Here is a 24,865-nt window from a genome sequence, read left to right as displayed (position 1 = left end):
TACTATGTCGGCTGAATCACTGCGATTGCAAATTGTGCACGATACATACGATATGTACCGTACATATTCATGACTGTTGCACCCGACGTGTCTTCGACCGTCACCGAGAACGACGCCCGGCGCCGTCCCGGATCCGGCCTCCTCATCGCGACCCTCGGCATGGTCGGTGTCGTCGTATCACTGATGCAGACGCTGGTCATTCCGATCATTCCCACGCTGCCGACGCTGCTGGACACCTCGGCGGCCAATGCGTCCTGGGTCATCACCGCGACTCTGCTGGCCGGTGCCGTGGCAACCCCGATCAGTGGCCGACTCGGCGATATGTTCGGCAAGCGTCGGGTGCTGTTCGCCAATCTGGTGTTGTTGGTCGCCGGTTCGGTGGTGTGCGCGGTGTTCTCCTCGCTGGGTCCCGAAATCATCGGACGCTCGCTGCAGGGTGCGGCGGTCGGCGCGATTCCGCTCGGCATCAGCATCATGCGTGACGAATTGCCCGTCGAGAAGGTGGGTTCCGCGATGGCGATCATGAGTGCCACGCTCGGTGTCGGCGGTGCACTCGGCCTGCCGCTGTCGGCGGCCATCGCGCAGAATGCGGACTGGCACATGCTGTTCTGGACCGCGGCCGGGCTCGGTGTCGTCTGTGCCGCACTGGTTTTCGTCTTCGTACCGGAGTCGCCCGTGCGCACGCCCGCGCGTTTCGATTTCGGTGGCGCGGTCGGACTGTCGATTGCGTTGCTGGCCTTGCTGATTCCGATCACCAAGGGTGCGGACTGGGGTTGGGGCAGCCCGAGCATCCTCGGCCTGTTCGGGTTCTCCGTGGTGGCCTTCCTCATCTGGGGCTACTTCGAACTGAAGCAGCGCTCACCGCTGGTCGATCTGCGGGTCTCGGCGCGGCCACGCGTGCTGTTCACCAACCTCGCGTCCATCGCGGTCGGGTTCGCGCTCTATGGCATGTCGTTGACCTTTCCGCAGCTGATGATGGCGCCGGAGCAGACCGGATACGGCTTCGGACTGTCCATGGTCAATGCCGGATTGGCGCTGGCTCCAACGGGATTCGTGATGATCCTGCTATCCCCGGTCTCGGCGTGGCTGTCGGCGGCGCGCGGCCCGAAGGTCACGCTGGCGCTCGGCTCGGCGGTGATCGCGATCGGTTATCTGTGCGCCGTGGTGCTGATGAACAGCGTCTGGGAGCTCATGGTCGCGGCGATGATCGTCGCGGGTGGTGTGGGTCTGGCCTATGCCGCGATGCCCGCATTGATCATGGGCGCGGTGCCGATCACCGAGACCGCCGCGGCCAACGGCCTCAATTCGCTGATGCGCTCGGTCGGTACCTCGACCTCGGCGGCGGTGATGAGCGTGGTGCTCGCCCATATGACGATGCAGTTCGGCCCGCATGTGCTGCCCTCGCGTGACGGCTTCCACACCACCTTCCTGATCGCGACGGCCGCGGCCGTGGTCGCCATTGTGCTCTCGCTGATCATTCCGATGCGCAAGGCAGCCGATGCCGCCGATCAGGCCGGGCACGCCTGATCTTCGGGTCACCAGCCCGAACGGCCACGGGACCGATCCTCAACGGCGAGGGTCGGTCTCGTTTGCCTGCCCTGCGGTGAATTCGGCGAAGCGCGCCGCGATCCGATCCGGGAATTCGCCGTTGACGGCGTGCGAGGCCAGCGGCCACACCTCCACCTGAGCGCCGGGAATGGTGCGCGCGGTCGCGGCGGCGCGCTCGGCATCGTGAATGATGCTGCGCCCGGCCAGGATTGCCAGCACCGGCACCTTGATGCTGGTGAGTTCCGCTTCGGTCGGCCGCGTGGGCGTCGGCTGGGCTCCGGTGAAATCCTGCATGCCCGAAGCGATCAGCCGACCCTCCGGCACCGAGTCATCGGCACGGGCGCCGCCGGAAATCCAGCTCAACAGCCAGTAGCGGACCTTCATCGGCATGCCGGGAATGACACTGCCGAGCGATACCGGGATCGCCTTCCAGCTCAGCGGCGCAAAGGTATTCGCCGGATCGAGCGCCGTCACCGAGGCCAGGCATTCGGGTCGATGAATGGCCACCTGGGTGGCGAGCCAGCCGCCGATGCTCACACCGAGCAGATGCACCCGCTCCAGACCGAGCCCGGTCAACGCCTCGGCGACCCACGTCGCCTGGTCCGCGGCATCGACAAGCGGTTTGCGCTGGGTGCTCGCGCCGGGCTCGCCGATACTATCGATCGACCACACGGTGTGTTGGGCCATCAGCCCCGGCAGATTGGCCCGCCACATCGGTGTCGACGCCTGCCTACCGGACAGCAGCACCACTGGTGTCCCGGGCTTGTCGCCGAAGCGATAGCCGCGCACCGGCCCGAACGAAGTCGACACCGCGACCCGCTCGGCCGGTTCCGGCAACTGCGCCATACCGTCGCGGTATGCCGCAGCGAAGCGGTCGAAACCGGCTCGATTCGCGAAATAGCCGACCTTTTCGCCGGGCTTACCGATATTGGGCTCGAGGAACAACTCGTCGGCCGTCATAAATCCGATCCTAGCCGGGTCGGTTCAGTCGATGGGCATCATCGTGTACATCCACCACGGCCGCCGCGGGAACTCGAACATGAAGACGTTCAATGCCATTCGGCGTGGTTCGCGGCGTGCCGGATCACGCACGTGGATCCAGGGCCGGGCGATATCGGCCGGTGCCACATCGGTGAGCCACAGTTGCTCCCACTCCGGCGCCGATCGGCAGACGGAGATGATCTTGTGCAGCCGCTCCTGCGGCACCAGGCCCGGCGCCATCATGCGCAGCGCGTAGACCATCAGATGCGCTTCCCGGTGCCACTCGGGCACGGACTGCCTGGCCTGCGGACTCAGCATTGTCCACTCGAGGATATTGCCGCCGGGCTCCAGCCCGGGAAATAGCCGCAGGTAGGCGGAGTTCGCGGCGACCAGATCGAAGGTGGGCACGATCTGGAACCAGGCGGGCTGGGCGATGCTGCGCAAGGTGCGCAGATCGGTGGGCAGCGGCACGCTGGGGACGGGGCCGAAGGCGTCCGGAAACTGGCCCGCCTGGGTGAGGCTCACGATGTGGTCGCGAAAGTATTCGGGTACACCCAGCGCGTCGAACAAGCGGCCCAGCGTTGCCGAAGTCGGTGCGACCACACCCTATTCGAAGTCCTCGATCACGGTCTGTGGGAATCCGGTGGCCACGGCCATCGCGGCCCGGGTCAGTCCGGTTACCGCACGACGCTCGCGCAGATAGCGGGCGATCGAAGGGCGGGTATCCACCATGGTGTTGCCTCCTGATGCCCTCGGGATCAAGAGTTGATCCACCCCCGTCCACATATTCGGTTCAGCGAATTTCGACCCAAAAGCCTTGCCACGACGTTCGATAACGCTACGGTGCCAGTTCCACAGACTCGGTATAACGCCGCGCGAGGGTGCGTAGATGTGCCACCAGTTCCGGCGGGCCGTCGACCCGGAAGTCCATCATCAGCATACTCAGGTAGATGGCAATGGTTTCCAGGGCATCCGCACCGGTCAGCAGGATGCAGGTGTCAGCGTCGATGGCCTGCACCACGCCGACGGCCGGGTTGATGCGGGCGATCACCGTCTCAGCGGGAGCCAGTACCGTCACCCGGGCATGTACCTTCCAGCCCGTGCGGGCGATATGGCGCATGACGAAGGCCACCAGATCGTCATCGGGCAACGACCGTGCCGCGAAGCGGCGCGAGCCGGCGACGGCGCGCTGTACCCGGGCCACGGGAAGCGCACGCCAGGAATGGGTTTCGAGGTCGTACGCGACCAGATACCAGCGGCGCTGCCAGTTGATCAGCCGGTAGGGCTCGATTTCGTTGTCCGCGTGGGGATCCAGACCGATCCGCACGGTCGCGCCATCGCGGATGGCGCTCGCGAGGGTGGTCAGTTTCGCCGCCGAGACCGGGGCATCCGGTTCCCGCGAGCCGGTGGTCGCCGGTCCGATGGCGGTCGCATTGCGCAGCGCGGTCACCTTGCGTTGCAAACGTTTCGGCAGGATCTGTTCGAGTTTCGCCAGTGCCCGGGCGGCGCTCTCGGCGATGTCGGCGATACCGGTGGAGCCGTCCTCGGCCAGGCCGATCGCCACGGCCGCCGCGACGGCCTCGTCGTCGTCGAGCAGCAGCGGCGGCATGGTGCTGCCGCGACCGAGCCGGTAGCCGCCGATCGCACCCCGCTCGGCGTGCACCGGGTAGCCGAGTTCGCGCAGTCGCTGGATGTCATTGCGCAGCGTCCGGTCCGTGATATCGAGCCGTTCGGCCAGCTCACGGCCGGTATGTGCGCGGTCCTGCAGCAGTGAGAGCAGGCGCAGAACTCGCGTTGTGGTGGCCGCCACCGTCGCCTCCGAAATCCTTTTTGGCTGAAGCCGATGTATTAGGAACGAAACTAGCCTAATGGCCTCATAGGCTTGGTGATATCAGCAAGAAGGACCAAGAAAGGCCAGCCATGAACATCACCACTGCCGCCGACGCCACCGCGACCCTGCGCCCCGTCTGGCGTGATGTCCTCGCCACCTCCTACCGCGCACTGACCGAAGTGGTCGAGGGTATCGGCGACGACCAGTGGCAGCTGCCGACCTCGTGCTCGGAATGGGATGTCACGCAGGTGATTCAGCACGCCGTGGGCGATCAGCTCGCCTACGCCGAGGCGCTCGGCATCGGCACCGGTCCCGCCTATAACCCCTTCGCGCCGTCGGGCGCCATCGATGGCACGGCCGCCGAGTTGGTGCGCGATGCGGTCGAGCAGACCGCGATCGCCTGGGCCACGGTCACCGACGAATCCGAGACTGTGCCCACTCCGCTGCCGCACGGCGCGCTGCCGACCCCGGTCGCCGCGGTCATGTGCGCACTGGACGCGGCCGTGCATGCTTGGGATATCGCGATCGCGACCGGACAGCCGTCGCCGTTGAACGACGAACTCGCCGGTCACCTGCTCACCGCCGCGCGGACCGCGAATCCGGCGCCCGGTGGCGGTCCGGAGGCGGAAATCGTCGCGCCGCTGCGTCAGTGGGGTGTGTACGCCGCGATCGTCGACGGCGAGCCGGGTGACACAGTGGTCGCCGAGTTGCTGCGCTACCTGGGGCGCGACCCGCGGGCCTGATGCGAACGAGTCTGAGCCTGCACGCGAAAAGTGCACGCTCAGACCCATTTCCGTCAGCGTGCGGTGACGAAACCTTCCGCCACCATCCAATCCCGCGCCACCTCGGCGGGTTCGCGGCCCTCCACATCGACCTGGCGATTCAATTCGGTGATCGTCTCGTTGGTCAGCTTCTTCGATATCGGTGCCATGATGTCGGCGATCTGTGGATGCGCTTCGGCCAGGGACTTCCGCATCACCAGTGCCGCATTGTATTTCGGGAAGAAGCCCAGATCGTCCCGCAACAAGACGAGCCCCAGCGCCGGAATCCGGCCGTCGGTGGCGGCGACCGAACCGAACCGGCACTGCTTGGCATCGGCGGTGGCCTGATAGACGACCGCGTCCTGGACGATCTGCTTGTGCACCGTGCCGACATCGATCCCGTATTTGCGCGCCATTCCGGGATAACCGTCTTGACGCACATTGAATTCGGTGCCGACGCACGTCGCGGCGGCGGCCGGATCGGTGGCGATCAGCCGGGCATAGTCGGACAGTGTGACAACACCGGTCTCCTTCGCGGTGCCCGCGCTCATCACCAGCGCGTAGGTGTTGTTCATGGGGGCCATATCCGTCCATACGATGCCGTGTGCGGCCAAGTCCGCATCGCGGACCGCCTCGAACTGCCCGACCTCATCCGGAACGGGTGTCTCGTTGCCGAGATAGTTGATCCACCCGGTGCCGGTGTATTCGTAGGAGATATCGATCTGACCGTGCAGTTGGGCATCGCGAACACTGTTGGAGCCCTGGATATTCGTCAGATCCCGGACCTGCGCCCCCGCGGCGGACAGGGCGAATTCGATGAGATATCCGAGAATGTTCTGCTCGGTGAAGTCTTTGGAGCCCACGGTAATCGACACGCCGTCGAGTTCCGACACCGGACGAATGCTGCCGGGCCCCACTCGCAGGGGCACCGCGCTACCGGACTGTAATCCGCAGGCACTCACGATGAATACTGCGGCCAGGCCCAGCACCCACGCCCTCACTTCAACCCCCTCGGCCCCAAGTATTGTTCGGCCAACGCGCCGAGCCAGTCGACGAGCAGTGCCATCGCGACCGCAAGGACTGCCCCGACCACCAGCGTGACGTTATCGCGCAGCTTGTACCCGGTATCGATCAGAATGCCGAGACCACCCGCGCTCACCAGGAACGACAGCGTCGCGGTACCGACGGCGAGCACCAGCGAGGTGCGCAGGCCGGCGAGGATGTAAGGGATGGCCAGTGGAAATTCGATGCGGCGCAATACCGTCAGCGCCGACATGCCCTGGCCGCGTCCGGCATCGATGACCGCGGCATCCACCTGCTGGTAGCCCAGGATCGTGTTGCGCAGCACGGGAAGCAGCGAATAGAACGCGATCGGCGCGACGCCGATCCAGAACCCGGTGGTGCGGGTGGCGAGATAGCACAACACGATCAGACCGATCGCGGGCGCGGCGGCGCCGATATTGGCGATGCCGACGAAAAGCGGAGCCAGACGGCGATATCCGGGCCGGGTGAGCAGGGTGCCCAGCGGTACCGCCACCGCGATGACGATCACCACGACCGTCGCGGTGATCAGCACATGCTGCCAGGTGACGGTCGCGATATTGGATACGCTGATACTGGCCTGCTGGGTGACGGTGAGATCGCGCCGAAATGCCCACACCAGCACACCCGCGGTGAGTACGAGTACGAGTGCGGGCTGGACGAGCAGCCGAATGCGTTCGGCCCGACGCAGTGTCGTCGGCGATCCCGTGGCCGGTGCGGTGGTCGCCGTGGTCATGTCGTCGCATCCGTCTCCGCGCCTACATGGGTGGCGCGCAGGGCCGACAGATGGCCGACAAGCGTGTCGATCGTGATCAATCCGGCGTATTCACCACGTCGACCGGTGACGACCGCGGTCGCGGTCTGCTCGGCGAGCAAGGCCTCCAACGCATCCTGCAGTGTCGACTGCAGCGACAACTGCTCACCGACCGGAGATCCGACCTCGCGCAATGAATCTTCCTGTGCCAGTTGCTCACTCGACACCCAGCGTAGCGGCCGCTGCTGCGCGTCGAGAATCAGCGCCCACGGCCAAGCCCGTCCGGCCAGCGCGGTGCGAACGCTGTCGACCGAATCTGTCTCCAGGGCAGTCGGACAGCTGCCGAGTTCGACATCACGGACCCGGGTGAGGGTGAGCTGTTTCAGCGAGGCGTCCGCGCCGACGAAACCGGCCACCGTCGCATCCGCGGGATCGGCCAGGATCGCCGCAGGGGTGTCGTACTGCAGAATACGAGATTGATTGCCCAGCACCGCGATTCGATCGCCGAGCTTCACCGCTTCATTGAAGTCGTGCGTGACGAACACGATGGTCTTACCCAGTTCGGATTGCAGGCGCAGCAGCTCGTCCTGGAGCAGGCCGCGGGTGATCGGATCTACCGCGCCGAACGGCTCGTCCATCAACAGCACCGGCGGATCGGCTGCCAGCGCCCGAGCCACGCCGACACGCTGCTGCTGGCCACCCGAGAGCTGCCTGGGATAGCGGTGGCGGTAGGTATCGGGATCGAGGCCGACCAGCTCGAGCATTTCGTCGGTTCGCGCGGCGACCCGCTTGCGGTCCCAGCCGATCAGACCGGGCACGGTCGCAACGTTCTTCGCGACCGTCAGATGCGGGAACAACCCGGCCTGCTGGATGGAATAGCCGATGCCCCTGCGCAATTGGTCCGGATTCACGCCGGAGACATCGCGTCCGCCGATCGTGATGGCGCCCGAGGTCGGTTCGATGAGGCGGTTGATCATCCGCATGGTGGTGGTCTTACCGCAGCCGGACGGCCCGACCAGAACGACGATTTCGCCCGCCGGGATGGTCAGCGAAACCCGGTCGACGGCCGGATCACGTTGGCCGGGATAGTGTTTGGTGACTTCGTCGAGCACGATCTCGACACCGGATACCGCCGATGCCCTACTGTCGCCGCGGATTTCGGTATCAGTCACGTATTCCCCTCGAGGTGGTGAGACGCCCGACGATGACGAAGATCCCATCGAGGATCAGCGCGAGTACGACAATCAGGATCGTGCCGGCCAGCGCCTGGGGCACCGCATTCGGACTACCGAGCCGGGCCAGGCCGGAGAAGATCAGATTGCCGAGCCCGGGCCCCTTGGCATAGGCGGCGATGGCCAGAATGCCCATGATCATCTGGGTGCTGACCCGCATCCCGGTCAGGATCGATGGCCAGGCCAGCGGCAGTTCGATGCGTGCGAGCACCCGGAGCCGATTCATGCCGACCCCGCGCGCGGCGTCGACGATCGCCGGGTCCACCGAGGCGAGCCCGATGATGGTGTTGCGCAGAATCGGCAGCAGGGCATAGAGCACCAGCGCGGTGATGGTCGGGCCGATGCCGAGTCCGAGGACTGGAATCAGCAGCCCGAGCAGCGCGAACGACGGGACGGTGAGGATGGCGCTTGCCAGCGCCGTCGCCACCGAGGAGCCGAACGGGCTCCGGTAGACCAGTACGCCGATCAACACGGCAACGATCGTCGCGAGCAACAACGACTGCACGACCGCAGAGACATGCAAGTACGAATCGGTGACCAGTTGTGCGCGCCGATGCACCATGAACGTCCACAGTGTGTCCAGGGCCGTACCTCCCGCCCGGTGTTATCGGAGACTATCGCGTCGGCCGCTCGACCGGGATGCGATTCGCGCGCTACAGCGAGCGGCAATTGTCAACCGCCGCCATGCTTTCGAGAGACTGCCCCACAGCCGTCCAGTTGAAACCCCAACTACATCCGCGGGAACCTCGGGCCGGGCCCGATCGTCCTAATGATCAAGAGTCGAGGCTTGGAGGGGGAGTATGTCGGAGCGCAAGGTGGTCGAGCGGCGGCGGCATCGGTGGATGCTGCTCGGCCTCGTGGTTGTCGCGCTGCTCGTGGCCGGTGTGGTCGGGGTGCGCTGGTGGCAGGATCGTGCGCAACCCGCAATCGCCGGAGACCGCTTGACCGCATTTCCCGCGATCGACAGGTCCGGGCTCGACCACACACAGGGACGGATTGTCGCGGTCCTCGAACGGGAATTCGAGGCACCGGGCGCCGGTCCGAAGTACGCCGAGGGTGCGGACGAACCGTGGTGCGCCGATTTCGTCAGCTGGGTGCTGCAGGAGGCGGGTGCGCCACTGGCCAATCCGAATTCCGGATCGTGGCGAATTCCGGGCGTGTACACGCTGCAGGAGTACTACCAGGGCGCTGGTCGCTTCGCACCGGTCGGTTCGGGATATCAGCCGCGCACCGGTGACGTCCTGCTCTACACCGAGAGAAGTCCCTTCGGTCAGCACACGAATATCGTGCTCACGGCCGCGAACGGGACCGTGACGACCATGGGCGGCAACGAATTCGGCGAGGTCGCGATCCATCGTTTCGCACTGGCGGAGATACCCGGGGTGGTCGGATACGGCCGTTTGTGAATAGTGTCGGGCCTCAGCCGATCTCCCTAGTGGCTATGCGTTGTCGGCGGCTCCACCGCTAGCACTTACCATTGACTGGGCGGCGCCCGGCAGCGCCGTCTTTCGGTCCCTGTCCTGCTACCCCCTCATCAGCAGGACAGGGACCTCTGGGTGGGGGATGTCGGCCCGACCTCGCCGAAATCTGCGTCGCGTACCGTGTCGGTTGTCCGTTGAGAGGTGAGGGTTTCGGAAACTCTGATGCTGCCAATCGTGGAAAAGACCGCTGATCCCGTGTGGATCGACTTTGCCGAGTTCGGGGAACGGTTCGTCACCCACGCGGTGACCGCGGAACGGATCGAGGCGGCGGTCTGCGCGATGACCGATCACCGCATCACCATCGGCCCGTTCTCGCTCGGACCAGTGGGTTTGGCCGGATTCATGGCCGAGGGCAAGGTGGGCAAGCCGGTCATTCTGCGCAACGGCCCGCATATCACCTTCGAGGTCACCGTGCCGCTGACGATGTCGGTGAAGGTATTGCTCGGCGGGCGGAAGTTGCGGCTGGAGGCGGTCGCCGAAATCGATCTCACGCTGCACGCGCGCACCGCGGACCCGCTGCTCATCGTCATCGATGTCCCGCCGATCGGCTCGCGGGATGTCAGCTTCGTGCTACGTGCCAAGGCCATCGAATCGGCCTGGGAATGGTTGCTCGATCCGATCGCCGGGGTGGTGCAACGCGAGGTCGCCAATCGGGTGAATGCGATACTCGCCGAACCGCAGGCGCGGCGCGCCCGGGTCTTCGACGTCGAGGCCATCATCAACGGCGTCCGTTCCGAGCACATCGACCAGGCCGAATTCGACTGGATCGGCTATGACGAATTCGGACATCAGTTCTTCTCCCGCATCGTGACCCGCGATCGGGTCTTCGAATTCGTCGAGCGGATGGCGGGCCGTCCCATCGAGGTCGGGCCGCTGCGCGCCGGCCCGCGTGACTCTGCGACGGTCACGGTGCAGGGCAATGTTCAAGTGCCGCAGTTGGCGGAGCGGCCGGACGTGCCGCTGTCCTTCGATCTGACCCTGCCGGTGAGCCTGGATATCACCGTCGACGTGCTCAAGGCCAACCACTATCGCGCTGAGGTCGAGATACCGCTGGCGCTGACCGCGCGTGCGGCCGACCCGCTGCTGATCGTCATCGATGTGCCGCCACCCGCGGCCGATGACCTGCGGCTCGAGTTCAAGGCGCGCGGAATGCGGGCGGCCACGCTCGCTGTGCTGGGCGGTATCAGGAAACAGGTCGTCGTGCGGGTGGCCGAGGTACTGCGCGACGTGCTCAGCGATAGTTCGGGCCGCACGATCGATGTCGCGGCGCGGATCGACGGCATCGCCTAGAACCCACGCTTTACCTGTGTGGCAAGTGTGAATTTCTGATTCCAGTGGGTCTGGCGGTTCCAATGTGAATGTGGTGAAATGAGTGCACGTTCGAGGCTCCCGGCGCGCGAATGAACCTTGGGGAAGGTGCGCCGGGCACGCTGCTACCTGTCCATGTCGGGTTTGCGCGAAGGAGTCCTGCGATGCGTTCCATTTCTGTGTCCCGCCGCCAGCTGTTCGCCTACACCGCCGCGGTCGCCGCCCTCGGAATCGCCGCGCCCCGCGCTGCGGCGGCGGGTGTGCTCGGCACCCTCGTCGACTACGCGGGTGGCGTGCCCTCTGCCGGCGCGATCCGGGATGACGGTCACCTCGGCGTCATTCGCTACGTCTCCGATCGCCGTCCGGGCGCCGAATGGATGGAAGGTAAGCCGCTGCGCGCCGACGAGGTCGATCGACTGCATGCCGCCGGGCTGACAATCGTGTCGAACTACCAGTTCGGCAAGGGCCCGACCGCCGACTGGCGCGGTGGCCTGGAGGCGGGCAAGAAGCATGCCGATCGCGGCTTCGAACTGCACCTCGCCGCGGGCGGTCCGGAGAACCGGCCGATCTACGCCTCCATCGACGACAATCCGTCCGCGAACGATTTCGCGACCATGATCGCGCCGTACCTCCTCGGCTGGGAGTCGGTGCTCGGTAAACAGAACGTCGGCATCTACGCCAATGCGCCGACCATCGAACTGGCGCAGGCTGCGGGCCTGGGTTCCTGGTACTGGCAGCACAATTGGGGTACGCCCAAAGGTTTCGTACATCCCGCCGCACATCTGCACCAGATCGAGATCGACCAGCGCGACATCGACGGCATCGGCGTCGACGTCAACAACATCCTCGCCGCCGAGTATGGCCAGTGGTGACGATCATCGAGGTCATGTAGTTGCGGCGAATGCCGGAACTGACCAACTGATTTCGGAAGAACGTGGGCAATTCGCCGAGTACACCCAAAATCCGACCAAGTATTCGATGCGGGACCTGAACGCAACTTCAGTGGCACCCACTGGTACAGCCTGAATATTCGGGGAGGCGGTCAAGTCTGGCAGTGGCAGGTGGGGGCGCGGCGGAGCTCGGGTTCGTCGTCGGGGACGACGCGGAGGGTGGGGCGGTTGTCGGGGGCCTCGTGGTCGCCGCGCCAGGAGAACATGGACCAGCGGGAGATACCGGAGAACGCGGAGCCGAGGCTGCCGAAGGAAAAGGAAGAGATCACCGAGCCGAAGGAGCCGACGGCGCCGATGGACAGCACCGAACCCACACTGCCGATCGACAGGATCGAGTAGGCCGAGCCAATGGACAGGATCGAGCCTTCCGAGCGTAAGGACAGGATCGATCGATGCGAACGCCTGCTCCGGATCGAACGGGACCGACGCGAACTATCGACAGTCGCCATGTGTTCGGTCTACCACAGTTCATGGGGGCCTACGCAGTTACCGAACGATTCGACGCCGTGCGTCGAAACGTTTCGCAACAGCAGATTTCGTCAGCACATGGGCAACTCGTCGGGTACGGGCCGACTGCATGCGCTCTTGCCATCAGCCGACAACGTTTACCTTCAGGCGCCTGAGTCCGGCGCCTGAAGGGGGAGCCTAAGCGACGGTGAAGAAGCCCAGCGTCGGCAGGAACGAGCAGGTCCGCGGGTCGGCGTCATCGGCCTTGGTGGTCAACGAACCGGAGATGACCGCGACGACCCGGCCCGAGCCGGTGTTGGCGATCGCCGAGAGCGTGGCCGGACCGTCCGGGTTGATCTTCGCCTCGTCGGTCAGCGGCTGGATGCCGGACTGCCGGGTGTCGACGTTCAGCCACTGGACCGTCATCGGCGGATTCTGCTCCGGCGTCGGCCCCTTGGTGCCGAGCGCGGTGAACACGAACCCGGCCTGACCGGCCTGTGGTCCCGGCGGCGGCAGTGTGGCCGGGCCGGGAACGGCGAGTGCGGTGCCGACCGAATCGGCGCCGGGGCCGATGCAGCCCTTGCCGATGCTCGGGTAGAGGAACTGCGCGATGGCCGGGCCATTCTGCGGGACCTCCGGGCCACCGCCACCACTGCCGTCCAGGAACGTGATGATCCGTTCCAGCGTGGACTTGATCTGCGGTGGCAGGTTCAGCGCGTTGAGCAGCGCGCGGACCTGATCGAGGATGGCGTTCTTCGGGGCATCCGCGATGGGCTTGGCATCGGCCGGCCCGGCGATGGCGCCGACGATGGCCGGGGCCAGCGACGCGATCGCATCGGTCGGGACACCCTCCGGAATCATCGGAATGGCGTTCCTCGGTGCAACGGGCGCTGGAGCCGGTGCCGCGACTGCCGTCGACGGCACGGCGAGCGAAGCGCTCGCCGCGATGGCGAGCGCGGACATCATGATCCGCGATCCTCGGGTGCGAAGCACTGGTCTAGCCGTCCTTAACCTCGGGTACATCACGGGAGCGATGCAAAAAGCCATCGTTTTCGGGGCCACTCTAGGGACAGGAGTGCTGGTTGTACAGCCGCCGTGCCCTTATTGCTGTCGTGGACGATCAGTGTTATCAGACCGTAGCGCTGTCTTGTGTTACCAGAGTGAAAGGTGATGCAAATGTTATCAGTGATGTTCGGAACCCGCCGTGACCACGCAAGCTATCGGCTCCTGGCTCGACCGCGCACGGTGTGTCGATAAGGAATGAGTGGAGCCTTGCGTGGCTGCGCGAGGTACCTCCGCTGGGCTCGACCGCCCATGCCGGGGTCGGTCCGGGGGATTGATGGGATCTCTCGCGGTGGCGGTTAGGCTAGTTGCAGCCTTCCCGGAATCGACTCGAAAGCCTGCGAATTGAACCGAAGCCTCCGATTGGCTGTGCCGGTGCTCGGTCTGTCTGTGTTGGCCAGGCTGCTGTGGATGCTGCTGACGAAAAACGGGATGAACCTCGTCGATCTGCACGTCTATGTCGGCGGTTCGGCGGACCTGCTGACCGACCGCCTCTACGACTTCACCTACGCCGAGAAGACCCCGGACTTCCCGCTGCCGTTCACCTATCCGCCGTTCGCGGCGCTGGTCTTCTTCCCGCTGCACTACTTCCCGTTCACCCTGGTCGCGGTGCTCTGGCTGCTGGCTATTGTCGTCGCGCTGTACGTGGTGGTGTGGATCGCCTTCGAATTGATCCTCGGTGCGGAGCGGATGCGCGAGTCGAGGTGGCGCACCGCTGTGGTCTGGTGGACCGCGATCGGCGTGTGGATGGAGCCGGTGCGGACCACCATCGACTACGGCCAGGTCAATGTGTTCCTGGTGCTCGGGGCCATGCTCGCGGTGCGCAGCTCGCGCTGGTGGCTGTCCGGCGGCCTGATCGGTGTGATCGCGGGAATCAAACTGACACCGGCGATTTCGGGGCTGTATTTCGTGGCCCGGCGGCGGTGGGGGACCGCGGCGTGGTCGGCGGTGGTTTTCGGTGCGACGGTCGGGGTCAGCTTTCTGATCAACCATAAGGACGCCGAGCGGTACTTCGGCACGCTGCTCGGTGACGCGGATCGGATCGGTCCGGTGGGCTCGGTCTGGAATCAGTCGCTGCGTGGTGCGCTGAGTCGTCTACTCGGCCACGACGTCCAGTCCGGGCCGTGGTGGCTGGCGGCCGCTGTAGTGGTGGCCGTCCTGGCCTTCTTCGCTTGGCGCGCACTGGGTCCCGACGATCGGCTGGGCACCCTGATCATCGTGCAACTGTTCGGGCTGATGGTTTCGCCCATCTCGTGGTCGCATCATTTCGTATGGCTGCTGCCCACGGTGCTGTGGCTGGTGTACGGGCCGCTGCGGCAGGCGCCGGGGGCCCGGATACTCGCCGGGTATTGGCTCGTCACCACGCTGGTCGGCGTGCCGTGGGTGCTCTCGTTCGCCCAGCCGTCGATCTGGACCATTTCGCGACCGGGGGTGCTGTCCTGGCTCGGCGCCGTCGATGTGGTCGGCGTGCTGGCGTTCTTCGCCTGGGTGATCTGGTCCGGGCGCACGGTCAATCGGATTGCGCCGCAAGCCGATCTATCTCGCGAGCCAGCGACACGTCCAGTGCGGTAAGTCCGCCGGAGTCGTGGGTCGAGAGGGTGAAGCTCACCCGACGCCAGCGGATATCGATATCCGGATGATGGTTCGCGTTCTCGGCGACTTCGGCGACCCGACGTACGAGTTCGATGCCTGCGGGAAAGGTCTCGGCCTCGATCGTGCGGGTGATGGTGTCGCCGGACCGGGTCCAGTCCGACAGTTCGGTCAAAGCCTCGGTGAGTTCTGCCTCGGTGAGTTTCGGAGCGCTCATGCCGGCGCCTCGCTAGCGCTCAGCTCCAGCATGACCGCTCGGGCGGCTGTGTTGTTTGTTCGCTCACTGCGTTCGCTCATGCCGGCGCCTCGCTAGCGCTCAGCTCCAGCATGACCGCTCGGGCGGCTGTGTTGTTTGTTCGCTCACTGCGTTCGCTCATACCGGAGTTGTACCCCGAGTGCCGCCAACCCATCACTGAATCCGAGGGCGCGGCGAATTCGTCGATCAGGCGGCGCGGGCCTTCTGGAGGCCCTTCTTCAGTTCCTTGCCGCAGCAACCGGCGGCTTCCAGGCGTTTCATCCGCATGATGACAACCGGGCACTTCAAGCAGCGCGTCTTTTTGCGACAGCACTTCTTCTTCGGTTTCAGGCTGGAGACCTTCTTCGCCTTGACCTTGCCCATGGCTAGTTAGCATACCCTTAGCCGGGCGCGTGGTCTGCAGGCCATCGGGATACCGGTATTGTGTACCTGGCCGCAATGCCCGGTGAGTATCGATCTCCACCTGTTCCCAGGGTGCCTGGCGGGAGCGTCAGGACCCAGCGGAGCAAGCCTGCGTAACCACGTAGGGGCTCGAGCACGCCGACTTCGGATGCAGCCGGCATCTATACCAACAGCAGGAGGATTGAGGCGTGTCGTCTGCACGCGATTTTCGCAACGTCGCCATCGTGGCCCACGTCGACCACGGTAAGACGACGCTGGTCGACGCCATGCTGCGCCAGTCCGGCGCGTTCGCCGAACGCGCCGAGCCCGTCGATCGCGTGATGGACTCGGGTGACCTGGAGCGCGAGAAGGGCATCACCATTCTCGCCAAGAACACCGCGGTGCACCGGCACCACCCGGACGGTTCGGTCACCGTGATCAATGTCATCGACACCCCCGGCCACGCCGATTTCGGTGGTGAGGTCGAGCGCGGGCTGTCCATGGTCGACGGTGTCGTGCTGCTGGTCGACGCGTCCGAGGGACCGCTGCCGCAGACCCGGTTCGTGCTGCGCAAGGCGCTGGCCGCGAAGCTGCCGGTCATCCTGGTGGTGAACAAGACCGACCGCCCCGACGCCCGCATCGAAGAGGTCGTCGAGGAGAGCCACGATCTGCTGCTCGACCTCGCCTCCGATCTGGACGACGAGGCCGCCGAGGCCGCCGAGCTCGCGCTGGATCTGCCGGTCCTCTACGCCTCCGGCCGTGAAGGCAAGGCATCCAAGGAACGTCCCGAGAACGGCAGCGCGCCGGACGCGGAGAATCTGGACGCGCTGTTCGAGGTGCTGCTGGAGAACATCCCGGCGCCCAAGAGCGATCCGACGGCACCGCTGCAGGCGCACGTCACCAACCTCGACGCCTCGGCGTTCCTCGGTCGGCTCGCGCTGGTCCGCGTCTACAGCGGTGAGCTGCGCAAGGGCCAGAACGTCGCGTGGATGCACGCCGACGGCGTCAAGCAGGTCAAGATCACCGAGCTGCTGCAGACCATCGGCGTCGAGCGGCAGCCCGGTGAGGTCGCGGTGGCCGGAGATATCGTCGCGATCGCGGGTATCGCGGACATCATGATCGGCGACACCCTCGCCGATATCGACAATCCCGTCGCGCTGCCGCGCATCACGGTCGACGAGCCCGCTATCTCGGTCACCATCGGCACCAATACCTCGCCGCTGGTCGGCCGGGTGCAGGGCCACAAGCTGACCGCTCGCATGGTGAAGTCGCGGCTGGACTCCGAGCTGGTCGGCAATGTCTCGCTGCGGGTGCTCGACATCGGCCGCCCGGATGCCTGGGAGGTGCAGGGCCGCGGTGAGCTGGCGCTGGCCATCCTGGTCGAAACGATGCGCCGCGAGGGCTTCGAGTTGACCGTCGGTAAACCGCAGGTGGTCACCAAGCAGGTCGACGGCAAGGTGCACGAACCTTACGAAGAGCTGACCATCGACTGCCCCGACGAGTACCTCGGCGCGATCACCCAGCTGCTGGCCGCCCGCAAGGGCAAGATGGTCCAGATGAACAACCATGCCGCGGGGTGGGTGCGGATGGAGTTCATCGTCCCCTCGCGCGGTCTGATCGGCTTCCGTACCGACTTCCTCACCGAAACTCGCGGCACCGGCATCGCCAATGCGGTCTCGCACGGCTACGCCCCGTGGGCCGGTGAGATCCGGGCCCGCCACACCGGTTCGCTGGTCTCCGACCGCGCGGGCTCGGTGACCCCGTTCGCCATGATCCAGCTGGCCGATCGCGGCCAGTTCTTCGTGGAGCCGGGTGCGGATACCTACGAGGGGCAGGTCGTCGGCATCAACCCGCGCGCCGAGGATCTCGATATCAATGTCACCCGCGAGAAGAAGCTGACCAATATGCGCAGCTCGACCGCCGATGTGATGGAGACGCTCGCCAAGCCGCTGCAGCTCGACCTGGAGGCGGCGATGGAGTTCTGTGCCGCCGACGAGTGCGTCGAGGTCACGCCGGAGATCGTGCGGGTGCGCAAGGTCATCCTCGGCGCCACCGAACGCGGGCGCGAACTGTCGCGACGGAAGGCGCGGGACCGGGCTGCGCTGTAATCGGGATGGGCCTGCCCGGCAACCTCATGCGAGTGCGGCGAGTCAACCGAGGACACAGCGCCAGCGGCATGCTATTTGGTCGAGCGAGCGCGAGGCCAAGTAGAGTGCGGCACGTGAGCACGGGGGCTATACGACGCGCGATGCTGATCATCATGGCGGCCTCCACTGTGGTGCTCGCCAGCTGCACCGCGAACCCGCCGCCCCCGATCGAGAGCACCGACAGCCCGAAGACGACACCGGCCAAACCCGGTAAGAACACCGTCGTGGTGGCCATCGATGACATCGGCATCGGGTTCAATCCGCATCTGCGTTCCGATCAGTCACCGGCCACCGCCGCGGTGAGTTCGATGGTGTTGCCGAGCCCGTTTCGGCCGGTGCCGAATCCAGCGGTGCCCGGCGTCACCGAATGGGTGCCGGATACCGCGCTGATGGTCTCGGCCGAGGTGACCGCGCAGGAACCGTTCACCATCACCTATACGCTGCGCAACCAGGCGAACTGGTCCGATGGTGCGCCGATCGCGGCAGAGGACTTCCGGTTCCTGTGGCAGCAGATGATCACCCAGCCGGGTGTCGTCGATCCGGCGGGATATCGGCACATTGCCGATATCAACTCCTCGGGCGGCGGTAAGACAGTCACTGTCACGATGACCGGGCCATACCCGGCCTGGCGTGAGCTGTTCACGAATCTGCTGCCCTCGCATCTGATCAAGGATCAGCCCGGCGGTTTCGCCACCGGCCTGGTCGAGGGCGTTCCGGTGTCGGGTGGCAATTTCCGCATCAAATCGACCGACCGTGGGCGCGACGAGATCCTGCTCGAACGCAACGATCGGTATTGGGGCACTCCGGCCGCGCCGGATCAGATTCTGTTGCGCCGCGGCGGAACTCCCGCGCAGCTGGCCGATTCGCTGCGCACCGGCGACGCGCAGATGGCACTGGTGCACGGCGGTGTCGCGACCCAGGCGCAGTTGGCGGCGATCCCGTCGGTGCGCACCGCGATCATGCCGCAGTCGCGTGAGCTGCAATTCGTCATCAATGGCCGCAGTGGCGATCTCAGCGATCCGCGGGTGCGGCGCGGGGTGACCGCGCTGCTCGATCCGACGCTGCTGGCCACCGTCGCCGGGCAGACCGGCGGCTGGGTCGAGCCGGTGCGCGCGCAGATCCTGACATCGTCGGATCCCAGATACACGCCGACCGCGCCACCGCGGCCGTCCGCGGAGGAGGCGTTCGCGCTGCTGGGTGAGGCGGGTTATGGTCGGGCCCCAGAGACGCCGCCGGTGCAGTCGCCGACCTCACCCGCGCCGCGCCCCCGCTCGATCGCGAAAAACGGTAAGGCACTGGCGATTCGGATCGGCGCGGTGACCGGTGACGCCACCGCGCTCGCGGTCGCCAATACCGCCGCGGACCAATTGCGCAGTGCCGGAATCGATGCCAGCGTGCGCAGTTTCGCGGCGGACGCCCTCTACGGCAAGGAACTCATCGAGAGCGGCGTGGACGCCATTGTCGGCTGGGAGGTCGCCGGTTCGGATCCGGCCACCGTGCTCGCATCACGCTACGGCTGCCCGCCGGTGGATACCGCTGCGAGCAATGGGGATTCGCAAGCCGCCATCGAGGCGGCCAAGACGGCGCCGAGTAATCTGTCCGGCATCTGCGATCCCGGACTGCAGCCCTCGATCGACGAGGCGTTGCGCGGTGCGGAGGTCGGTCGGGTGCTGGCCGATGCCGAGCCGCGGCTGTGGTCATTGGCGACGGTGCTGCCGATCGTGCAGGACAATGTGGTCGCCGCATCCGGACCGCGCGTCGACGGTGCGTCGTTGAGCGGTGCCATTCAGGTCGGCATCTTCGGTGATGCGGCAATGTGGCGCAGGATCCCATGACGATCGGTGGACTGCTGCTGGTGCACGCGCACCCGGACGACGAGTCCATCACCACGGGCGGCACCATCGCGCACTACCGCCGCCGCGGCGTACCGGTGACGGTGGTGACCTGCACCCTCGGTGAAGAGGGCGAGGTGATCGGCGACGAATGGGCGTTGCTGACCGCCGAGCACGCCGATCAATTGGGTGGCTACCGGATCGCGGAGCTGACCAAGGCACTGGCCGCGCTGAAGGCCGGACCGCCGCGCTTCCTCGGCGGTGCGGGCTGCTGGCGCGACTCCGGTATGGCGGGCACCACGGCCGCGCAGCATCCACGGGCCTTCGTGCATTCCGGTGCCGCCGCGGTGGAAGCGCTGACCGCGATCGTGCTGGAATTGCGGCCCGAGGTGGTGATCGGCTACGACCCACACGGCGGCTACGGGCATCCGGACCATATTCGTGCGCACTGGGTCACCTCGGCGGCGGTGACCGCGGCAGCCGAGCAGGGCTGGGACACCCCGAAGTTCTATTGGACGGTCGTCGACGGCGATATGTTGCGCCAGCACACCGAGGCGTTGGCCCGGCGGACCGTGGCAGGGTTGCCCGGCGCATTGCCGCGCGGCTGGCGGTTGCCGGCCGCGGGCGAACTCGCGAGCGTGCCGAGTCATACGGTGACGACCACCATCGACGTATCCGATTCGCTGGCGGCCAAGCGGGCGGCGCTGCGGGCGCATACCACGCAGGTGACGGTCGCGCCGTCGGGGCGTGAGTTCGCGCTATCCAATAATGTTGCGCAGCCGGTACTTCCGGAGGAGCACTTCGTCTTGGTCCGTGGTACGCGCGGTCCGGTGGGGCCGGATGGGCGGGAACACGATTTGTTCGCGGGCAGGTAGGTTCCCGGCGTTGCCTGAGGGTTGCTGTCGGGTCAATTTTCGACGGCGGGTACCGTCTCTGTGATTTCGGACATCCATGTGGAGGGTATAGCGGTTCATGACAGCGGTCGGCGACAAGCCTCACCTCAGTATCGAGGATCACGGCTACCACAAGAGTCTCAAACCGCGTCAGCTCCAAATGATCGCCATCGGCGGCGCGATCGGAACCGGTCTGTTCCTGGGGGCGGGTGGTCGGCTCGCGAGTGCTGGACCAGCGCTGTTCCTGGTCTACGCGGTCTGTGGTGTATTCGTGTTCTTCATTCTGCGTGCGCTCGGTGAGCTGGTGCTGCACCGGCCGTCGTCCGGTTCATTCGTTTCCTATGCCCGCGAATTCTTCGGTGAAAAGGCCGCATTCATCGCCGGATGGATGTACTTCCTCAACTGGTCGATGACCGGAATCGCCGATACCACCGCGATTGCCCAATATTTTCACTACTGGGCCGGATTCACGCATATTCCGCAATGGGTGCTTGCGTTCATCGCGCTGGTGCTCGTGCTCGCGGTCAATCTGGTCTCGGTCAAGTGGTTCGGGGAGATGGAATTCTGGGCCGCTCTGGTCAAGGTGGCCGCGTTGAGCGCGTTCCTGATCATCGGCACGGTATTTCTGATCGGCCGATTCACCGTCAATGGTGCGGCGACCGGTCCGAGCGTCGTCACCGATCACGGCGGCGGGTTCCCGACCGGGATCCTGCCGTTGGTCGTGGTCACCTCTGGTGTCGTATTCGCTTATGCCGCTGTGGAATTGGTCGGCACCGCGGCGGGCGAAACGGAGAATCCAGCGAAGATCATGCCGCGCGCGATCAACTCGGTCATCCTGCGGATCGCGGTCTTCTACGTCGGCTCGCTCGTGCTGCTCGGACTGTTGTTGCCCTACACGAGCTACAAGTCCGGCGAGAGCCCGTTCGTCACCTTCTTCACCATGCTCGGGGTTCCCGCTATCGGCAGCGTCATGAACGTCGTCGTGCTGACGGCAGCGTTCTCCAGTCTGAATGCGGGTCTGTACTCCACCGGGCGCATTCTGCGGTCGATGTCGATGAACGGCAGCGCACCTGAGTTCACCGGGGTGATCGGCCGCAACGGGGTGCCCTATGGCGGCATCATGCTGACCAGCTTGGTCGCGCTCTGCGGTATCGCGCTCAATGGCATCGTGCCCGAGCGGGCCTTCGAGATCGTGCTGAATATGGCCTCGCTCGGCATTATCGCGTCCTGGGCCACCATCGTGCTGTGCCAGCTGCAGCTGTGGCGCTGGTGGAAACAGGGCAAACTCCAGCGGCCGCAGTTCCGCATGTGGGGTGCGCCGTGGACCGGCCTGATCACGCTGGTATTCCTGTTCTTCGTTGTGGTGCTCACCGGCGTCGACTATCCGGTCGGGACCTGGACCGTCGCCTCCCTCATGGTGCTCATCCCGGCGCTGATCATCGGCTGGTTCGCCGCCCGCAAGCGGGTGCTCGCGATCGCCGCGATGCGCAAGGGCTACACCGGTGAGTTCCCCGTAGTCGCGAACATCCCCATCGACGGTGGGTGAATTCGGAATAGACTCCGATCATGTACAACTGGGATCTGCAGAACGCCATCGCTGCCTTCGTGGACAGCCTGCGCCCCGGCGCTCAGCAGCAGCACGACCTCTACATGTCGGTGCTGTACGCGTTCGTCGATATGCAGAGCCACCTGCTCACCCTCCTCGGTTTCGCGCCGGTCGCGTGAGTGAGCGTCAGCGAGTGAACCATCAACACAGCGCGCCGTCGCGCATGGTGGAGCCGAGTGTCAGTGAGGCGCAGCCGTGAGTGAGCGTCAGCGAGTGAACCATCAACACAGCGCGCCGTCGCGCACGGCGGAGCCGAGCGTCAGCGAGGCGCAGCCGTGAGCGTCATCTTCGACAAGGCATCGAAGCGCACTTACGGTGCCCACGAAACTCTGCCTCTGGGCCCGGTAATCATCAGCGTCCTGGTCCTGGATGCCTTGATCACCCTCGTCCTGGAAGTCCTCTACCTCCCCACCTACATCAACACCGTCGCCTTCCCCCTGTCCGCGGTGCTGGCGGGCGTAGTGAACATCCTCCTGGTCATGGGAGTCCGCTCGATAACCCAGCGCGTCAGCGTGATGATCCTCCCCTTGGTCGCCTGGACCTTCGGATTCCTGTTCTGCTCCGTCAGCGGCCCAGGGGGCGACATCTTGCTGGTCAACGACTGGCGCACCCTGCTCCTGCTGTTCTGCGGTTTGGTCCCACCCCTGCTCTACATCTACTTCCGAACAAACGCCGGCCTGTTCAGCACGCACTGATTCTCGGTGACGCCGAGCGACGGGGTGGCGATGGCGGCGCGAAGACCGCACACACCGCACCTCGCCGGGCTCCGCCACGTTCACCGCGACTATCCAGGCAGGGTCGTTATTGCCGAAAGCCTCGTTGCGGACAACGTATTCGCCGTCTCGGGTGACTCGGATCCGGTCGGTGGAGGTGACCCCACGGACGCCGGTGCCTCAGTCGATGCGAATAGCCAGGCTGGCGATGACGGCGTCGGTGCGGGCGCGGAGGGTGGCGGCCAGGACGGGGCCGCGCGGGTTGTGGAGGAACCGGTGATACCAGCGAGCGGCTTCTACCTGGGCCAGGAGAACGGTGACTTGGCGGCCGGTGCGGGTTCGGGTGCGGACGTAGCCAACGAGGGTGCTGATGAGACTGCGATGTGGGCTCGGGAGGACGGTGAGGGGAATGCCGGGATCCCATTGCTTCCACTGCTTGCTGAGTCGACGGGTGGCGGCGGCGTCGATTTCGGCTGCGACGGCAACGACTTCACCGTCGAAGGCTTGGGCGGTGCGCAGGGCACGGGCGGTTACCGCGCTGACCGCGACCACCGGAACGACGATGAGCATCGGTTCCTGATCCGGAGATTGCGATGGGAGGGCTGGGATTCGGTCGAGGCTGAGTTGATCGGCGACGCTGCGGTAATAGTCTTCGGTGCGGGCGAACAGAGTTATCAACGCGGGCACGATGATCAGCAGTAGCCACGCCCCTTCTCTGAACTTCTCGATCAGCAGCACCACGGCGGCCACAGCGGTGAGCAGCGCGCCGAAGCCGTTGAGCATGGCGCGCGGAATCCAACCCGGGCCACGCTGTGTACGCCAGTGCCGCACCAGCCCCGTCTGGCTGATGGTGAATCCGATGAAGACGCCGACCGCGAAAACCGGTAGCAGGCGTTGGGTTTCGGCACGCACGATCAGCAGCACGGTGGCGGCCAGAATGGCAAGGGCCGCAACGCCATAGCGGAATACCGGGCGCTCGGAGCGCAACGCGAACAAGTGCGCGACCCGGTGGTCTTTCGCCAGTAGTGACAGCAACACCGGCAGTCCGCCGAAACTGGTATTCGCGGCCAGGCACAGCGCCAGCGTGACGGCCAGACTCGTCACGTAGAACGGCCACCCGGTCCCGAATGCCCCCGCTGACAATTGCGCGAGCAGCGTGACACCGCCGCGCGGCACCGCGTGAAAACGGTCGATGAGCAGCGCCGAACCGAGCAGCATCGTGCACAGCAGCACGCCGAGCGCGACCTCGGTGTGCTGGGCCCGTCGCACCGCGGGCGTGCGGAACGATGGCACTGCATTGGCGATCGCCTCGACCCCGGTCAGCGACGAACACCCGGCCGAAAATGCCTTGAGCAGCAACAGAATTCCGACCGTATCGACCGGCACGATCGGCCCGAGATCGGTGCCGATCACCGCGACCGGCGCCGGGCGGAACAGTCCGATCACGATCATCGCGAGGATCGAGACGATGAACAGCAGTGCCGGCCCCATCAGCACTTTCGCCGATTCGGCCACCCCGATCAGATTGATCACGGTGAGCACCGCGAGTCCGGTCAATGTCATGAGCAGCAGATGATCAGCGAGTACCGGAAACGCGCTGGCCAGACTGGCCGCACCGGCCGCGAGACTCACCGCGACGGTCAGCACGTAGTCCACCACCAAACTCGCTGCTGCGAGCAAACTGGCACCGCGACCGAGATCCTTCTTCGCCACCGCATAGGATCCGCCGCCGTCCGGATGTACGGCGATAACCTGCCGATACGACAGCACCAGTACCAGCAACAGTGCCGAGATCGCCAGCGTTACCGGCAGCGTCCACGACACCGCCGCCGCACCCGCCGCGACCAGAACCAGCACGATCGCCTCGGGCCCATACGCCACGCTGGTCAGCGCATCCAGCGATAACGCCGCCAAACCGCCGATCGCGGTCAGTCGATATCTGTCGCCTCGCTGCATTCGCCGCACGCGGCGATCGGCGATGGGTACCTCCCGCGTCGGCGATGTCGGGGTCTCGACCACGCTCACCATTGAACTCGGCGGACTGCTGGCAA

Annotated in this window: 25 protein-coding genes; 12 read left to right on the top strand and 13 right to left on the bottom strand. The window is 65.6% G+C overall.

The annotated features are described in order from the left end of the window. Positions 1–69 precede the first annotated feature (69 nt). Entirely contained in the window at positions 70–1,527 is a 1,458-nt protein-coding gene (locus tag AB0J29_RS24150) for an MFS transporter (protein ID WP_364790302.1), read from the top strand. Between the two features lie 39 nt (positions 1,528–1,566). Here the strand turns inward: AB0J29_RS24150 and AB0J29_RS24145 are convergent, their stop codons facing one another. The 4 genes from AB0J29_RS24145 to AB0J29_RS24130 all read right to left on the bottom strand — a co-directional run bounded on the left by AB0J29_RS24145 (position 1,567) and on the right by AB0J29_RS24130 (position 4,339). Further along, entirely contained in the window at positions 1,567–2,508 is a 942-nt protein-coding gene (locus AB0J29_RS24145; RefSeq protein ID WP_364790299.1) for an alpha/beta hydrolase, read from the bottom strand. A 24-nt stretch (positions 2,509–2,532) separates the two neighbouring features. After that, complete coding sequence (locus AB0J29_RS24140; protein ID WP_364790296.1) at positions 2,533–3,132, bottom strand: XRE family transcriptional regulator; 600 nt, start codon at positions 3,130–3,132, stop codon at positions 2,533–2,535. 3 nt (positions 3,133–3,135) lie between these two features. Next, on the bottom strand, positions 3,136–3,261 hold the full coding sequence (locus AB0J29_RS24135; RefSeq protein WP_364790293.1) for a hypothetical protein: 126 nt from the start codon (positions 3,259–3,261) through the stop codon (positions 3,136–3,138). Between the two features lie 106 nt (positions 3,262–3,367). Continuing rightward, the gene (locus AB0J29_RS24130; protein ID WP_364790290.1) at positions 3,368–4,339 is read right to left on the bottom strand and encodes a WYL domain-containing protein; all 972 of its coding nucleotides are present in this window, start codon (positions 4,337–4,339) and stop codon (positions 3,368–3,370) included. 110 nt (positions 4,340–4,449) lie between these two features. On the opposite strand from AB0J29_RS24130, the gene AB0J29_RS24125 reads away from it, so the two are divergent. Then, positions 4,450–5,103 (top strand): TIGR03086 family metal-binding protein, encoded by a 654-nt coding sequence (locus AB0J29_RS24125; RefSeq protein ID WP_364790287.1) that lies wholly within the window; start codon positions 4,450–4,452, stop codon positions 5,101–5,103. Between the two features lie 53 nt (positions 5,104–5,156). Here AB0J29_RS24125 and AB0J29_RS24120 read toward each other — a convergent pair whose 3' ends face one another. Genes AB0J29_RS24120 through AB0J29_RS24105 form a run of 4 tightly spaced genes read right to left on the bottom strand, consistent with a single transcriptional unit; the run spans position 5,157 to position 8,710 of the window. After that, positions 5,157–6,122: a glycine betaine ABC transporter substrate-binding protein gene (locus AB0J29_RS24120; RefSeq protein ID WP_364790284.1), complete on the bottom strand. Its 966-nt coding sequence runs from the start codon at positions 6,120–6,122 to the stop codon at positions 5,157–5,159. Beyond that, positions 6,119–6,898: an ABC transporter permease gene (locus tag AB0J29_RS24115; RefSeq protein ID WP_364790281.1), complete on the bottom strand. Its 780-nt coding sequence runs from the start codon at positions 6,896–6,898 to the stop codon at positions 6,119–6,121. The genes AB0J29_RS24120 and AB0J29_RS24115 overlap by 4 nt, the downstream gene beginning before the upstream one ends. Then, a complete protein-coding gene (locus AB0J29_RS24110) occupies positions 6,895–8,088 on the bottom strand; it encodes an ATP-binding cassette domain-containing protein (protein ID WP_364790278.1) in 1,194 nt (397 codons plus the stop codon). The genes AB0J29_RS24115 and AB0J29_RS24110 overlap by 4 nt, the downstream gene beginning before the upstream one ends. Beyond that, complete coding sequence (locus tag AB0J29_RS24105; RefSeq protein WP_364790275.1) at positions 8,081–8,710, bottom strand: ABC transporter permease; 630 nt, start codon at positions 8,708–8,710, stop codon at positions 8,081–8,083. Before AB0J29_RS24105 ends, AB0J29_RS24110 begins: the two co-directional genes overlap by 8 nt. A 238-nt stretch (positions 8,711–8,948) precedes the next feature. Between AB0J29_RS24105 and AB0J29_RS24100 the strand changes: the two genes are divergently transcribed. The 3 genes from AB0J29_RS24100 (at position 8,949) to AB0J29_RS24090 (ending at position 11,809) form a co-directional block, all read left to right on the top strand. After that, positions 8,949–9,554 (top strand): CHAP domain-containing protein, encoded by a 606-nt coding sequence (locus tag AB0J29_RS24100; RefSeq protein WP_364790272.1) that lies wholly within the window; start codon positions 8,949–8,951, stop codon positions 9,552–9,554. A 249-nt stretch (positions 9,555–9,803) separates the two neighbouring features. Further along, positions 9,804–10,919, top strand: a complete 1,116-nt coding sequence (locus tag AB0J29_RS24095; protein ID WP_364790269.1) for a hypothetical protein — start codon at positions 9,804–9,806, stop codon at positions 10,917–10,919. Positions 10,920–11,101: 182 nt separating this feature from the next. Then, on the top strand, positions 11,102–11,809 hold the full coding sequence (locus AB0J29_RS24090; RefSeq protein WP_364790266.1) for a DUF1906 domain-containing protein: 708 nt from the start codon (positions 11,102–11,104) through the stop codon (positions 11,807–11,809). Positions 11,810–11,979: 170 nt separating this feature from the next. Here AB0J29_RS24090 and AB0J29_RS24085 read toward each other — a convergent pair whose 3' ends face one another. Together AB0J29_RS24085 and AB0J29_RS24080 are read right to left on the bottom strand one after the other, a co-directional pair. Next, a complete protein-coding gene (locus AB0J29_RS24085; protein ID WP_364790263.1) occupies positions 11,980–12,336 on the bottom strand; it encodes a hypothetical protein in 357 nt (118 codons plus the stop codon). A 196-nt stretch (positions 12,337–12,532) separates the two neighbouring features. Then, positions 12,533–13,300 (bottom strand): hypothetical protein, encoded by a 768-nt coding sequence (locus tag AB0J29_RS24080; protein ID WP_364790260.1) that lies wholly within the window; start codon positions 13,298–13,300, stop codon positions 12,533–12,535. A 441-nt stretch (positions 13,301–13,741) separates the two neighbouring features. On the opposite strand from AB0J29_RS24080, the gene AB0J29_RS24075 reads away from it, so the two are divergent. Further along, positions 13,742–14,968 (top strand): mannosyltransferase, encoded by a 1,227-nt coding sequence (locus tag AB0J29_RS24075; RefSeq protein ID WP_364790257.1) that lies wholly within the window; start codon positions 13,742–13,744, stop codon positions 14,966–14,968. Here the strand turns inward: AB0J29_RS24075 and AB0J29_RS24070 are convergent. Next, positions 14,907–15,203: a 4a-hydroxytetrahydrobiopterin dehydratase gene (locus tag AB0J29_RS24070; protein ID WP_364790254.1), complete on the bottom strand. Its 297-nt coding sequence runs from the start codon at positions 15,201–15,203 to the stop codon at positions 14,907–14,909. The two genes, AB0J29_RS24075 and AB0J29_RS24070, sit on opposite strands and share 62 nt — an antisense overlap. A 225-nt stretch (positions 15,204–15,428) precedes the next feature. Next, complete coding sequence (locus tag AB0J29_RS24065; RefSeq protein ID WP_364790251.1) at positions 15,429–15,605, bottom strand: hypothetical protein; 177 nt, start codon at positions 15,603–15,605, stop codon at positions 15,429–15,431. A gap of 227 nt (positions 15,606–15,832) precedes the next feature. On the opposite strand from AB0J29_RS24065, the gene typA reads away from it, so the two are divergent. The 6 genes from typA to AB0J29_RS24035 all read left to right on the top strand — a co-directional run bounded on the left by typA (position 15,833) and on the right by AB0J29_RS24035 (position 22,796). Beyond that, positions 15,833–17,731 carry a translational GTPase TypA gene (typA, locus tag AB0J29_RS24060; RefSeq protein ID WP_364790248.1) on the top strand — a complete coding sequence of 633 codons (1,899 nt, stop codon included), beginning with the start codon at positions 15,833–15,835 and terminating at the stop codon, positions 17,729–17,731. A 140-nt stretch (positions 17,732–17,871) separates the two neighbouring features. Then, positions 17,872–19,605: an ABC transporter family substrate-binding protein gene (locus AB0J29_RS24055; RefSeq protein ID WP_364790427.1), complete on the top strand. Its 1,734-nt coding sequence runs from the start codon at positions 17,872–17,874 to the stop codon at positions 19,603–19,605. Further along, positions 19,602–20,477 carry an N-acetyl-1-D-myo-inositol-2-amino-2-deoxy-alpha-D-glucopyranoside deacetylase gene (gene mshB / locus AB0J29_RS24050; protein ID WP_364790245.1) on the top strand — a complete coding sequence of 292 codons (876 nt, stop codon included), beginning with the start codon at positions 19,602–19,604 and terminating at the stop codon, positions 20,475–20,477. The genes AB0J29_RS24055 and mshB overlap by 4 nt, the downstream gene beginning before the upstream one ends. A 97-nt stretch (positions 20,478–20,574) precedes the next feature. Continuing rightward, complete coding sequence (locus AB0J29_RS24045; protein ID WP_364790242.1) at positions 20,575–22,041, top strand: amino acid permease; 1,467 nt, start codon at positions 20,575–20,577, stop codon at positions 22,039–22,041. A gap of 20 nt (positions 22,042–22,061) precedes the next feature. Then, a complete protein-coding gene (locus tag AB0J29_RS24040) occupies positions 22,062–22,220 on the top strand; it encodes a hypothetical protein (RefSeq protein ID WP_364790239.1) in 159 nt (52 codons plus the stop codon). A 156-nt stretch (positions 22,221–22,376) separates the two neighbouring features. Beyond that, entirely contained in the window at positions 22,377–22,796 is a 420-nt protein-coding gene (locus AB0J29_RS24035; protein ID WP_364790236.1) for a hypothetical protein, read from the top strand. A 198-nt stretch (positions 22,797–22,994) separates the two neighbouring features. On the opposite strand, the gene AB0J29_RS24030 is transcribed toward AB0J29_RS24035, so the two are convergent. Then, entirely contained in the window at positions 22,995–24,770 is a 1,776-nt protein-coding gene (locus AB0J29_RS24030; RefSeq protein WP_364790424.1) for an APC family permease, read from the bottom strand. Positions 24,771–24,865 lie beyond the last annotated feature (95 nt).

The sequence above is a fragment of the Nocardia sp. NPDC049707 genome, assembly GCF_040674855.1.
In the GTDB taxonomy this organism is placed as follows: domain Bacteria; phylum Actinomycetota; class Actinomycetes; order Mycobacteriales; family Mycobacteriaceae; genus Nocardia.
This window is presented reverse-complemented; position numbering and strand designations above follow the sequence as displayed.

What these genes read in the sequence shown, in the direction of transcription:
- AB0J29_RS24080 (WP_364790260.1), bottom strand. Translation starts at nt 13,300, where the DNA reads ATGATGTCCGCGCTCGCCATCGCGGCGAGCGCTTCGCTCGCCGTGCCG.
- mshB (WP_364790245.1), top strand. Translation starts at nt 19,602, where the DNA reads ATGACGATCGGTGGACTGCTGCTGGTGCACGCGCACCCGGACGACGAG.
- AB0J29_RS24055 (WP_364790427.1), top strand. Translation starts at nt 17,872, where the DNA reads ATGCTGATCATCATGGCGGCCTCCACTGTGGTGCTCGCCAGCTGCACC.
- AB0J29_RS24070 (WP_364790254.1), bottom strand. Translation starts at nt 15,203, where the DNA reads ATGAGCGCTCCGAAACTCACCGAGGCAGAACTCACCGAGGCTTTGACC.
- AB0J29_RS24085 (WP_364790263.1), bottom strand. Translation starts at nt 12,336, where the DNA reads ATGGCGACTGTCGATAGTTCGCGTCGGTCCCGTTCGATCCGGAGCAGG.
- AB0J29_RS24065 (WP_364790251.1), bottom strand. Translation starts at nt 15,605, where the DNA reads ATGGGCAAGGTCAAGGCGAAGAAGGTCTCCAGCCTGAAACCGAAGAAG.
- AB0J29_RS24115 (WP_364790281.1), bottom strand. Translation starts at nt 6,898, where the DNA reads ATGACCACGGCGACCACCGCACCGGCCACGGGATCGCCGACGACACTG.
- AB0J29_RS24040 (WP_364790239.1), top strand. Translation starts at nt 22,062, where the DNA reads ATGTACAACTGGGATCTGCAGAACGCCATCGCTGCCTTCGTGGACAGC.
- AB0J29_RS24145 (WP_364790299.1), bottom strand. Translation starts at nt 2,508, where the DNA reads ATGACGGCCGACGAGTTGTTCCTCGAGCCCAATATCGGTAAGCCCGGC.
- AB0J29_RS24030 (WP_364790424.1), bottom strand. Translation starts at nt 24,770, where the DNA reads ATGCAGCGAGGCGACAGATATCGACTGACCGCGATCGGCGGTTTGGCG.
- AB0J29_RS24135 (WP_364790293.1), bottom strand. Translation starts at nt 3,261, where the DNA reads ATGGTGGATACCCGCCCTTCGATCGCCCGCTATCTGCGCGAGCGTCGT.
- AB0J29_RS24090 (WP_364790266.1), top strand. Translation starts at nt 11,102, where the DNA reads ATGCGTTCCATTTCTGTGTCCCGCCGCCAGCTGTTCGCCTACACCGCC.
- AB0J29_RS24045 (WP_364790242.1), top strand. Translation starts at nt 20,575, where the DNA reads ATGACAGCGGTCGGCGACAAGCCTCACCTCAGTATCGAGGATCACGGC.
- AB0J29_RS24100 (WP_364790272.1), top strand. Translation starts at nt 8,949, where the DNA reads ATGTCGGAGCGCAAGGTGGTCGAGCGGCGGCGGCATCGGTGGATGCTG.
- AB0J29_RS24125 (WP_364790287.1), top strand. Translation starts at nt 4,450, where the DNA reads ATGAACATCACCACTGCCGCCGACGCCACCGCGACCCTGCGCCCCGTC.
- AB0J29_RS24150 (WP_364790302.1), top strand. Translation starts at nt 70, where the DNA reads ATGACTGTTGCACCCGACGTGTCTTCGACCGTCACCGAGAACGACGCC.
- AB0J29_RS24105 (WP_364790275.1), bottom strand. Translation starts at nt 8,710, where the DNA reads ATGGTGCATCGGCGCGCACAACTGGTCACCGATTCGTACTTGCATGTC.